This is a genomic window from Arthrobacter sp. TJ-170, assembly GCF_058269305.1.
In genome coordinates, this window is the sequence record NZ_JBZCNL010000007.1 from 198,070 (window position 1) to 209,495 (window position 11,426).

The 11,426-nt window shown below is 64.6% G+C and carries 12 protein-coding genes; 10 read left to right on the top strand and 2 right to left on the bottom strand.

Going from position 1 to position 11,426, the window contains the following annotated elements:
• Window positions 1–80 precede the first annotated feature (80 nt).
• Window positions 81–938 (top strand): HAD family hydrolase, encoded by an 858-nt coding sequence (locus tag AC4D1W_RS13980; RefSeq protein ID WP_490891133.1) that lies wholly within the window; start codon window positions 81–83, stop codon window positions 936–938.
• A gap of 24 nt (window positions 939–962) precedes the next feature.
• Here AC4D1W_RS13980 and AC4D1W_RS13985 read toward each other — a convergent pair whose 3' ends face one another.
• Both AC4D1W_RS13985 and AC4D1W_RS13990 read right to left on the bottom strand, forming a co-directional pair.
• Window positions 963–1,589, bottom strand: coding sequence for a hypothetical protein (locus AC4D1W_RS13985; protein ID WP_490891385.1), 627 nt, complete (start codon window positions 1,587–1,589; stop codon window positions 963–965).
• A gap of 85 nt (window positions 1,590–1,674) precedes the next feature.
• Window positions 1,675–2,241 carry an inorganic diphosphatase gene (locus AC4D1W_RS13990; protein WP_490891386.1) on the bottom strand — a complete coding sequence of 189 codons (567 nt, stop codon included), beginning with the start codon at window positions 2,239–2,241 and terminating at the stop codon, window positions 1,675–1,677.
• Window positions 2,242–2,455: 214 nt separating this feature from the next.
• Between AC4D1W_RS13990 and dacB the strand changes: the two genes are divergently transcribed.
• The 9 genes from dacB (at window position 2,456) to folK (ending at window position 11,421) form a co-directional block, all read left to right on the top strand.
• Window positions 2,456–3,889, top strand: coding sequence for a D-alanyl-D-alanine carboxypeptidase/D-alanyl-D-alanine endopeptidase (gene dacB / locus AC4D1W_RS13995; protein WP_490899135.1), 1,434 nt, complete (start codon window positions 2,456–2,458; stop codon window positions 3,887–3,889).
• A gap of 53 nt (window positions 3,890–3,942) precedes the next feature.
• Window positions 3,943–5,064 (top strand): zinc-dependent metalloprotease, encoded by a 1,122-nt coding sequence (locus tag AC4D1W_RS14000; RefSeq protein WP_490891135.1) that lies wholly within the window; start codon window positions 3,943–3,945, stop codon window positions 5,062–5,064.
• Complete coding sequence (tilS, locus tag AC4D1W_RS14005) at window positions 5,061–6,113, top strand: tRNA lysidine(34) synthetase TilS (RefSeq protein ID WP_490899136.1); 1,053 nt, start codon at window positions 5,061–5,063, stop codon at window positions 6,111–6,113. Before AC4D1W_RS14000 ends, tilS begins: the two co-directional genes overlap by 4 nt.
• Before the next feature lie 15 nt (window positions 6,114–6,128).
• Entirely contained in the window at window positions 6,129–6,680 is a 552-nt protein-coding gene (gene hpt, locus AC4D1W_RS14010) for a hypoxanthine phosphoribosyltransferase (RefSeq protein ID WP_490891137.1), read from the top strand.
• A 178-nt stretch (window positions 6,681–6,858) separates the two neighbouring features.
• A complete protein-coding gene (ftsH, locus tag AC4D1W_RS14015) occupies window positions 6,859–8,949 on the top strand; it encodes an ATP-dependent zinc metalloprotease FtsH (RefSeq protein WP_490891138.1) in 2,091 nt (696 codons plus the stop codon).
• 52 nt (window positions 8,950–9,001) lie between these two features.
• Window positions 9,002–9,619, top strand: a complete 618-nt coding sequence (gene folE / locus AC4D1W_RS14020; RefSeq protein WP_490891139.1) for a GTP cyclohydrolase I FolE — start codon at window positions 9,002–9,004, stop codon at window positions 9,617–9,619.
• Window positions 9,620–9,633: 14 nt separating this feature from the next.
• Window positions 9,634–10,539, top strand: a complete 906-nt coding sequence (gene folP, locus AC4D1W_RS14025) for a dihydropteroate synthase (RefSeq protein ID WP_490891140.1) — start codon at window positions 9,634–9,636, stop codon at window positions 10,537–10,539.
• Window positions 10,540–10,546: 7 nt separating this feature from the next.
• Window positions 10,547–10,930 (top strand): dihydroneopterin aldolase, encoded by a 384-nt coding sequence (gene folB, locus AC4D1W_RS14030; protein ID WP_490899137.1) that lies wholly within the window; start codon window positions 10,547–10,549, stop codon window positions 10,928–10,930.
• On the top strand, window positions 10,927–11,421 hold the full coding sequence (gene folK / locus AC4D1W_RS14035) for a 2-amino-4-hydroxy-6-hydroxymethyldihydropteridine diphosphokinase (RefSeq protein ID WP_490891143.1): 495 nt from the start codon (window positions 10,927–10,929) through the stop codon (window positions 11,419–11,421). The genes folB and folK overlap by 4 nt, the downstream gene beginning before the upstream one ends.
• Window positions 11,422–11,426: the final 5 nt, after the last annotated feature.

The window sequence follows — 11,426 nt, forward strand, 5'->3', positions numbered from 1 at the left end:
CATTTGTCCGTAACCTCACGTTTGCCTAGCTGTGACCAAAAACTTTCCCGCGCGTACGCGGTTTCTGGTTCACTTTAACGATGACAACTACATTTCACGCTGGCACCGAGGACCAGCAGCAGATAACACGAAAACTCATTGCGCTCGACGTTGACGGAACCCTGGTGGATCACGAGGGCCAGATGTCGGACGAGGTCCGCGCGGCGGCCAGCGCCGTCGTCGAAGCGGGCCATGAAACGGTGATCGCGACCGGCAGGTCACTCGGGGCAACGCTGCCGATCATCCAAAAGATCGGCCTCACGCGCGGACACGCTGTGTGCTCAAACGGCGGTGTCACCCTCCGCATCGATGTGGACGAGTTCGAAGACGGTTACGAGATAGTCAACCGGGTGGTTTTCGACCCGCGGCCGGCCCTGGTGGCGCTCCGGAAGAGCCTTCCCACAGCAAAGTTCGCCCTTGAAGACGACGAGGGCCGCTTCCTTTCGACGGAACGGTTTCAGGACGCGAGCTTCGGCGCGGAGGCGGAGAGCGTGGACTTTGATCGCATGCTCCGGGCACGCGCAGTACGCGTGGTGGTCTTCAGCACCGACAGTACGGCGGAGGAATTCGGCGACGCCGTCGAATCGATCGGCCTTCACGGAGTCACCTACTCGGTGGGCTGGACGGCCTGGCTGGATATCGCGGCCGCGGGCGTCACAAAGGCCAGTGCGCTTGAGCTGGTGCGCCGCAGAGTCGGTGTTGACCCGTCGGATACGGTTGCCATCGGTGACGGCCGCAATGACATCGAGATGCTTTCCTGGGCGGCTCGCGGCGTAGCCATGGGCCAGGCCCCGGAAGAGGTGCTCGCCGCCGCGTCGGAGGTGACGGCGTCGGTGTACGACGACGGCGCGGCCAAAATTCTGCGCTCCCTCGCCCGCGGGGCCCAGAACGAGCGTTAGACGCTCGCGTAGTTCGAATGTGCGCTAGTACGCCAGTGCTGCCGGCGGGAGCGCTACCGGGCCGTACGCCAGGTCAAGAAGCCTGGCCGCCGCGGGACGGGTAGCCCACTCTTCCACCCAGTGGGACCGGATGACGGCCTTGCTCACCGCCTGTGTTGTGATTCCCAGTTCCTGTGCGATCAGTTTCTGCTGCCCCCGCGCTCCGGGCGTCATGAGGTCGAGTACGTTCCACTCGGCGTCCGTTCGCGTGTAGACAATCTGCCCCAGCAACCGGAGCACCGCTTCGGCTTCGGCCGCGACTTCCGAGTCCGGCCCCTCGATCGCCAGCGGGATCCGCTCGCCGGTTTTTTGAGCCCGGTTCACAGCTCTGCGGGAGTACACGAGCCCGTACCCTTCAGCGTCCGTGATCCGCTCGGGGATAGGCGAGTGGACCTCTCCGACCCCTATTCCCACATGCCAGCGGCGGAACCGGATTGCTTTGAGGGCTACATCTACGGCCACCTTGGCACTGCCGACAACGCCTTGCAGTTCGTCTCCCACCGAGCGCTGGAAGGGCACGACGGCGTCGATGAAACGGAATTCACGCAGCAGTTCGGGCACCAGGTCGCCCACCTCGCGGGAGTCGCGCTGGTTGATGGTCACCACGAACAGCATGACCCCAGTATGACGGAGGAAGCCCCTGAATCAACCGATTTGCGTTGATTCGGAGGCTTCGATGTGCCGTATCCGCGGGGGACTAGCGGCCCTGCGGCTGAACGTCGGCGTTGTCCGCGTCGGTCTCAACGGCACGGCCCTGCGGCTCGTCCTCTTCGCTGGGCTCGCCGAGAGCCTCGAAGCGCTTCAGTGACGCCTCGACCTCCGCCTCTGCAGCCTCACGGCCCTCCCAGTCAGCGGCTTCGACCCACTTGCCCGGCTCCAGGTCCTTGTACTTGCGGAAAAAGTGCTCGATTTCGTCGAGCAGGAACTTGGAGACGTCCCCGAGGTCCTGGATGTGATCGAAGCGCGCATCAACGGGGACGCACAGCACCTTTGCGTCGCCGCCGCCGTCGTCCACCATGTTGAAGACGCCGATGGGGCGCGACTCAACGAGAACGCCCGGAATGAGGTCGAAGTCCTGCAGGAGCACCAGGGCGTCCAGCGGATCGCCGTCCTCCCCGAGGGTGTTCTCAAAGTAGCCGTAGTGCGTGGGGTACTGCATCGAGGTGAAAAGCACCCGGTCCAGGCGAAGCCGGTGGGTCTCGTGATCAATCTCGTACTTGACGCGTGATCCCTTGGGGATCTCGATGGTTACGTCGAGCTTCATGGCCATGTGGAACTCCTGCAGTCAGCGGTAGGAAAGCGATGGGACGTCAGTGGGGCACCGCGCGGCAAACGACGCTGCCGGAACGTAACTCAAACGTGTCGATCCAGCGTGACCACCACCCACGGCCCCGATCTACTGTTAAAGATATAGGCCGCCGCCGACATCATCGATTCATGACCGGCGGCAGTCGATCGGATTTTGGGGAGAGGGCCACATGAAGCGCAGCGCCAGGGTCTTCACTGCCCTCTTGCTTGCCGTCGTGCTGGGAGTCCTGGCGATTCCATTCGGCCTGCATTACGGTCCGCAGATCGCCGAACTGGTCGCCGCTCCGCACGCGGACGCCGAGCCGGAGATTCCGCGCATCCAGCAAACGCCCGACGACGTCGCGGCCCCCGCACTCGTCAGCCAGCTGAGCGCGCAGGCGCCGATGCCCACGCCGGAGGCTCTCGCTCCGCTGCTCACCACGGCACTGGAGGTTCCGGGCGGTACCCCCGTGGCCGGCGTCGTTCTGGATGCACTGACCGGAGAGGTCCTCTTCGACCAGGGAGGCAGCGAACCGCAGCTGCCGGCGTCGAACATCAAGATCCTCACTGCTACCGCGGTGTTGGCGAAACTCGAGCCCGACCACCGCCTGACCACGTCCGTCCTTGCGGGAGGCACGGGAACGGAGGATGTCCTGGTGCTGCGCGGGGGAGGGGACGTGCTGCTCGGATCGGGCGAGTCGAACCCGGAGAGCGTGGTCGGCCACGCCGGCCTCGCAACGCTCGCCGAGCAGACCGCGTCAAAGCTCGCGGGCCAAGGCCCGTACCGTCTCGTCCTCGACGACACGTTCTTTGTGGGCGACGTCCTGAACGCCAGTTGGCGGCCCGGCGATGTGGAGGCCGGCGAGATTGCGCCGATTTATCCCCTCGCCGTCAACTCCTCCTGGCTCGACGAGTCGAAGCAGTCGGGGGCTAGGGCGCCGGATGCAGCCCTCGCCGCCGCCGCGGCGTTCCGGGAGGCGTTGATCGCTGCCGGGGTGGAAGTGCAGGAGGGCATCGAGCGGCAGGCCGCCGCCGACAATGCCGTGGTGCTGGCGTCGGTCGAATCAGCCACCGTCGAAGCGCAGGTCGAGCACATGCTCCTGACCTCCGACAACTATCTCGCGGAGGCACTGGCCCGTCTTGCGGCGCAGGCCAGCGGGAGGCCGGCGTCGTTCGGAGGCGGACTGGAGACGATCGCGGAGGTCATCGAGCGGCTGGAGGTGCCGACCGAGGGCATGGTGCTCGGCGACGCTGCGGGCCTTTCACCGCGAAACCGCATCGCTCCCCGCCAACTGGCCGACGTGATCCGCACGCTGCTCCGGTCGGACAGCCGTTCGCTGAGGCATGTGCTGCATGGCCTGCCTGTGGCCAGCCTGTCGGGAACACTGACCGAACGCTTCAACGACGGCGAGGCCCCTGCCTTTTCCGGAGCAGGCCTGGTGCGGGCCAAGACGGGGACCCTCAACGCCGTGACTGCGCTGAGCGGTCACGTGGTTTCGGCCGACGGCCGCCTGCTGGTCTTCTCATTCATCGCGAGCGGCCTCGACGGCACCACCGAGCCGGCGCGAGGCGCGATGGACGCCGCCGCGGCCGTCCTCGCCACCTGTGGCTGCCGGGAGCCCTGAATCGAGGGCTGACCGGATGCCCCTCAAGCGGCCTCCCAGACTAATGTGGTCGAATGGCCACCATGGACAGCAACGCCCCTTTTCAGCTCGTCAACTGGGATCTCGCCGCGACTTCCGCCGCGAAACTGACGCCGCCGGGTCCGAAGCTCAGCGCCGGAGAGGTTCAGGCCGTCGTGGAGAACCTCCGGGAACTGGCCGACCTTTCGGTTGAGCACGTCCACCGCATCACGGGGCTCGAAGCCGCCCGGGACCTGCGGGACTCGGATTTGATCATCGTCGACCGCGCGTCGTGGGCCAAGGCGAACACCCAGAGTTTCAAGACGCTGATGGCACCGGCACTTGAACACCTCCTGGAAACCAAGGCGGAGCAGCTCAAAGCCGCGAACGCCGCACTGGGCGGCACCGTCACGGGTGCGCAGATGGGTGCGATTCTCGCCTTCCTCGCCAGCAAGGTCCTCGGCCAGTATGATCCCTTCGTCGCCTCCTCCCGCGGGAAGGGAGGGCGTCTGATGCTTGTGGCGCCCAATATTGTGTCCGTGGAGCGGGAGTTGAACCTCGAGCCCGCCGACTTCCGGCTGTGGGTGTGCCTGCACGAGCAGACACACCGCGTGCAGTTCGCTGCCGCACCGTGGCTCAGGGACCACATGATGGAGCACATCTCCCAGCTCACCGTCGGGCTGGCCGACAAGGCCGATACGCTCGCCGAACGGCTCGCCAACGCGCTGAAGTCCCTCCCGTCGGGGAGCCGGCAGGACAGCCAGGAACAGAACGACGACGGTGTGCCGGAAGGCGACGGCGGGATCCTGTCGCTGCTCCAGGAACCCGAGGACAAGGCCCGGCTCTCCCACCTCACTGCTGTCATGAGCCTGCTCGAAGGGCACGCCAATGTGGTGATGGACGCCGTTGACTCCAGCGTCGTGCCCACCGTGAAAACTATCCGCCGCCGGTTCAATGCCCGAGGCAAGTCCCGCGGACCGGTGGAGAAGTTCATCCGCCGGCTCCTGGGCCTGGACGCCAAAATGCGCCAGTACAGCGATGGAGCCCGCTTTGTCCGTGCGGTGGTGGACGCCGTGGGCATGGAGGGGTTCAACCGGGTATGGGAGCGGGCGGAGAACCTGCCGACCGAGAAGGAGATCCACGCCCCCGAGGAGTGGATCAACCGGATGGGGCTGTGAGCCGCCGGCCACGACTGAGCTCTACCGTCGGCACGGCACGGAATCTCGTCCGCGCTGCGCTGGAGGAAGCCGGGGTCGCCCACGGATCGCTCATCCTCGTCGCTTGCAGCGGCGGCACGGATTCGCTCGCACTCGCCGCGACGGCCTCCTACTTCGCGCAGAGCGGGCAGTACCGGGTGGGTGCCGTCGTCGTCGACCATGGGTTGCAGCCTGACAGCGCGGAAGTGGCGGCGAAGGCCGGTGAGCAGCTGTCGGGACTGGGCCTCGAACCGATTGAGGTGCGCCGGGTCGAGGTGGCCACCGCGGGGATGGGTCCCGAAGCGGCAGCCCGAACCGCGCGCTACGAGGCCCTCGACGCCGCCGCGGCAGAGCACGGAGCGTCCGCCGTCCTGCTCGGCCACACCCTCGACGACCAGGCCGAGCAGGTGCTGCTTGGCCTCTCCCGTGGTTCCGGTACGCGATCGCTCAGCGGCATGCCGTCGCGCCGGGGCGTGTACCTGCGTCCGTTCCTTGCCCTGCGACGTACAGAGACTGAAGAGATCTGCCGGGTCAGCGTTGTTGAGCCGTGGCATGACCCCACCAACGCCGACCCCGCGCTGACCCGCTCCCGCGTCCGCACCCAGGTGCTGCCCTACCTTGAGGACACGCTGGGTCCCGGCATCGCCGAGTCCCTGTACCGGACGTCCCGGATCCTCGCGCAGGACGCCGCCTACCTGGAAGAACTCGCACTGGCTGAATACGGCCGGCTCCGGAGGAAACCGGACAACACCGCGCACGACGACGGCACCCTCCTCTTGTCCGAGGACGCCCTTCGTGCCCTGCCGCCTGCGCTGCGGCAACGGGTCCTGGCGCTCGCCGTCGTCGAACTTGGCGGGGTGCAGCCCAGTTTCGAGCGGTTACTGGCCGCCGAGAACCTGCTCCGGCGCAGGGGATCGGCGGGTCCTGTGCAGCTTGGCGGCAAGGTGAGCGCCTACCGGCAGGTCAGGGGACCCCGCGTTCCCCAAGGTGACCCAAGCTATGGCAGTCTTGTCCTTAGAAAAAACCTCTAAATTCGGGAGTAATTGGTGGATTCACACGACGTCCAGTCCGACCTCAAGCACGTTCTCTACACCAAGGAAGAGATCCAGCAACGGGTGCAGGAACTGGCCGCGGACATCGACCGTGACTACGCCGACCGGGACGTGCTCATCGTGGGTGTGCTCAAGGGAGCCGTGATGGTAATGGCGGATCTTGCCCGGGCCCTGCACTCGCACGTCACCATGGACTGGATGGCCGTATCCTCCTACGGCTCGGGAACCCAGTCCTCCGGCGTCGTCCGAATTTTGAAGGACCTTGAAACGGACCTCATGGGCAAACACGTCCTCATCGTGGAAGACATCATCGATTCGGGTCTGACGCTGTCCTGGCTCAAGGCCAACCTGCTCTCGCGCGGACCGGCATCGGTGGAGATCTGCACCCTCCTCCGCAAGCCGGACGCCGCGAAGGTCGCCATCGACGTGAAGTACGTCGGCTATGACATTCCCAATGAGTTCGTGGTGGGCTACGGTCTGGACTTCGCCGAGAAGTACCGCAACCTGGACTTCATCGGTACGCTCGCGCCGCACGTTTACGAGTAACCCCTGCCCCGTCCTGTACGCCCAGAGGGAACTTTCCACCGCGGGTGCGCGTGGATTCTGCAGAGAATGTAAAGCTGGTACACACGTTCGGGGCGCACCGCATTAGGCGATCCGCAGTTGCGGACGAGGGCCATTTGGCAGTTAAGCAGGAGGGACAGGGCACCCAGCCCTGAGTTGAATGAAATTCAAGAACTTTTTCAGAGGACCCATTTTCTGGATAGTGCTGGCGGTTGCCGCGCTTCTGGTCATCCTGCCCTCTGTGTTCGACACCAGCGGTGCCCGCGTGGACACGAACGTCGGCCTGGAACTCCTCGCCGACGATCAGGTAGAGCAAGCCAAAATCTACGACGGCGAGCAGCGCGTCGATCTCACGCTGCGCGAGGACTACGAGGACCTCGGGCGCAGCGTTTCCTTCTTCTTCAGCGAGGCCCGCGCCGAGGACATCGTCGACGCCATCAACGGCTCTGAGGTCGAAGGCTTCACCGACCAGCCGGTTGAGAACAACTGGTTCACGAGCATTCTCGGCCTGATCCTTCCCATCCTGATCCTCGGTGCCATCTTCTGGTTCCTGCTGAGCAGGATGCAGGGCGGCGGATCCAAGGTGATGCAGTTCGGCAAGTCCAAGGCAAAGCTCATCAGCAAGGACATGCCGCAGGTGACTTTCAACGACGTCGCCGGCGCGGATGAAGCCGTCGAGGAACTCCATGAGATCAAGGAATTCCTCCAGGAGCCCGCCAAGTTCCAGGCTCTCGGTGCAAAGATCCCCAAGGGCGTGCTTCTCTACGGCCCTCCCGGCACCGGTAAGACCCTCCTCGCCCGGGCCGTGGCCGGTGAGGCTGGAGTGCCCTTCTACTCGATTTCCGGCTCGGACTTCGTGGAGATGTTTGTCGGTGTGGGTGCGTCGCGAGTCCGTGACCTCTTCGAGCAGGCCAAGTCGAACGCTCCGGCAATCATCTTCGTCGATGAGATCGACGCGGTCGGACGCCACCGTGGTGCCGGCGTGGGCGGCGGCAATGACGAGCGCGAGCAGACCCTGAACCAGCTCCTGGTTGAAATGGACGGCTTCGACGCGAACACCAACGTCATCCTCATCGCAGCGACCAACCGTCCTGACGTCCTGGATCCGGCTCTGCTGCGTCCGGGACGCTTTGACCGCCAGATCGGTGTCGAGGCACCGGACATGGGCGGACGCCATCGCATCCTGCAGGTCCACGCGCAGGGCAAGCCGATGGCGCCCAACGTTGACCTCCAGTCGGTAGCGAAGAAGACCCCCGGGTTCACCGGTGCTGATCTCGCGAACGTGCTGAACGAGGCAGCGCTGCTGACTGCGCGCTCCAATGCCCAGCTTATCGATGACCGGGCGCTTGACGAGGCTATCGACCGCGTCATTGCCGGGCCGCAGAAGCGCAGCCGCGTCATGAAAGAGCTGGAGCGTAAGATCACGGCCTACCACGAGGGCGGTCACGCCCTGGTTGCCGCGGCGCTGCGCAACACCGATCCGGTCACGAAGGTCACCATCCTCCCCCGCGGTCGCGCCCTGGGCTACACCATGGTGCTGCCCGCCGATGACAAGTATTCGATCACCCGCAACGAATTGCTCGATCAGCTCGCATACGCCATGGGCGGCCGCGTGGCTGAGGAGATCGTTTTCCACGATCCCTCGACCGGTGCGTCAAATGACATCGAGAAGGCCACGGCGACGGCACGGAAAATGGTCACACAGTACGGCATGAGTGAGCGCATCGGCGCAGTGAAGCTGGGACAGGGCGGTGGTGAACCGTTCCTTGGCCGGGATATGAGCCATGAGCGCAACTACTCCGACCACATCGCGTACATCGTCGATGAGGAAGTGCGACGCCTCGTCGACAACGCCCATGACGAGGCTTACGCAATTCTTACCGAGAACCGAGACGTTCTGGACCGGCTGGCGCTCGAACTGCTTGAGCGCGAGACGCTGAACCAGGCTGAAATTGCGGAGGTCTTCGCCGACATCCGCAAGCGCGACGCACGCAGTATCTGGCTCTCGAAGGACAGTCGGCCCGTGCACTCGTTGCCGCCGGTGGTCACCCCGAAGGAACGCGAACAGGCGGAGGCTGCCGGAGAACCGGACCCGGACAGCGTTCCGCCACAGGATCAGATCGCCGACGCAAACCTGCCAAGCGACTTCGACGTCTCGAGTGATAACCTGCCGCAGCCGGAAACCGAACCGGATGACAAGGGCGGAACAACCGGGAACACCGCAGATGGTGGCGCCAACGGGCCAGGTTAAGTCTCGTAACGACTAGCTGGACGGCTAAAAGGGCCGGGATAGGATTCTTGGCGTGACCGATTTTGATGATCAGATGGTTGAGGCCGCTCTCGCGGCCAGTGGTTCCGTGGTGGACCAGCCTAGAATCGAGCGAGCCGTTCGGGAGATCCTTGCCGCTATCGGAGAGGACCCGGACAGAGACGGTCTGGTGGAAACGCCACGACGGGTGGCCCGGGCGTATGCGGAATTCTTCGCGGGTCTCCAACAGGACCCCAAGGACGTCCTCTCCACCACCTTTGAGCTGGACCACGAAGAGCTGGTCCTCGTGAAGGACATTCCGTTCTACTCCACGTGTGAGCATCACCTCGTTCCGTTTCACGGTACGGCCCATATCGGGTACATTCCCTCTGAGGACGGAAAAATCACTGGCCTGAGCAAGCTGGCGCGGCTGGTCGAGATTTTCGCACGGCGCCCGCAGGTCCAGGAACGCCTCACTACGCAGATCGTGGATGCGCTGATGGAGCATCTGCAACCAAAGGGCGCCATTGTGGTCATCGAATGCGAGCACATGTGCATGTCGATGCGCGGCATCCGCAAGCCGGGGGCGAAAACCGTCACCTCGGCAGTACGCGGGCAGGTGCGGGAAGCCGCCACGCGCGCCGAGGCCATGAGCCTGATACTCGGAAGATAGGACACAGCAACTCTATGGATTCACTCGCGGCAGCCCCAGGGACCGGACCGGCAACATCACCTATTCCCGTCCTGCGGCCAACCCGGGTCCGCAAATCTTTCGCAGATTTGCCTACCGACCGGGCGCTGGTGATGGGGATCCTGAACGTCACCCCCGACTCCTTCAGTGACGGAGGCAAATTCGTCACGACGGATAACGCCATCGCCGAGGGGCTCCGGATGCACTACGCGGGAGCCGACATCGTAGACGTCGGCGGCGAATCGACGCGCCCGAACGCAGACCGCATCACGGTGGAGGAGGAGCAGAAGCGCATCCTTCCCGTTGTCGCCGCACTGGTGAAAGCCGGTGCGCTGGTCAGCGTCGACACCATGCATGCTTCCACTGCGGCGAAGGCCATCGACGCCGGTGCCGCCATTGTCAATGACGTCTCCGGGCTGGACTTCGACCCCGAAATGCCGGACCTGATCGCTGAACGCGGAGTGCACTATGTCCTCATGCACCAGCGGGGTAATCCCCAAACAATGGATTCACTCGCCAGTTACGACGACGTCGTTGAAGAGGTGATTTCGGAACTCACCGCTATCCGGGACAAGTTCTACGCGGCCGGAGTATCCCCCGAGCAGATCATCATCGATCCAGGAATCGGGTTCGCCAAGAAGGAAGACCATAACTGGGCGCTGCTGCGCTCACTGCAGCGGTTCGAAATCCTCGGTCACCGCATCCTGGTCGGCGCCTCCCGCAAGCGGTTCCTCGGAACACTGCTCAGCTCTGCGGGGAAGGCCGCCGGTCCCAGCGAACGCGGGGATGCCAGCGTCGCCGTCACCGCGCTAGCTGCTGCCCACGGCGCGTGGTGCGTCCGCGTACATGACGTCGCACCGAACCTGGATGCGGTCAAGGTCGCCGCAGCCTGGACGAGGTAGGCGGGTCATGTCACACACCCTCCCCGCGCGGCAGGACACAATCTCCCTGACGGGGATTACCGCCGTCGGGCACCACGGGGTTTTTGAACATGAACGACGTGATGGACAGCCGTTCACCGTGGACGTTGTGCTGTATCTCGACCTGCAGCCGGCAGGACAGAGCGACGACCTGACCCGGACCGCCCACTACGGCGAACTCGCCGAACAGGTGACTGAACTCATCACGGGTGATCCCCTGAACCTGATCGAAGCACTCGCGGAGCGCATCGCCGCCCATATCCTTGCGTCCTTCGCGGTGAACGCCGTTGAGGTGACCGTGCACAAACCCAAGGCGCCCATCGAGGTGCCCTTCGGGGACGTCGCCGTCTCCATCTACCGGGAACGCACATGAGCCCGAGTGTGCGCGCCATCCTCGCGCTGGGCAGCAACCTCGGCGAGAGCAGGGATACACTCTCCCTCGCCGTCGCGGACCTCGTTGACTCGCCGAACGTCCGGCTGCGGGAAGTCTCTCCCATTGTGCAGACCAAGGCAGTCGGCGGCCCGGACCAGCCGGACTACCTGAACATGGTGGTCGAGGTGGAAACGGATCTCGGACCGTATGAGCTGCTGGAACATTGCCAGGCGGTCGAGAACAAGCATCACCGGGTGCGTACCGTCCGGTGGGGACCCCGCACGCTCGACGTCGACATCATCACGTACGGCGACCTCGTGTCGGACGATGAGAAGTTGACCCTTCCGCATCCGCGCGCAGCTGGGCGCGCCTTTGTGCTGCAGCCCTGGGCGTGGATGGACGGGTCGGCCACCCTTGCCGGTCGCCCGGTCTCCGAGCTCGTCCAACAGGCGGAGGACCTTCCCGGGCTCGTTCCGTTCGAGGGGGTCTGAGCAGA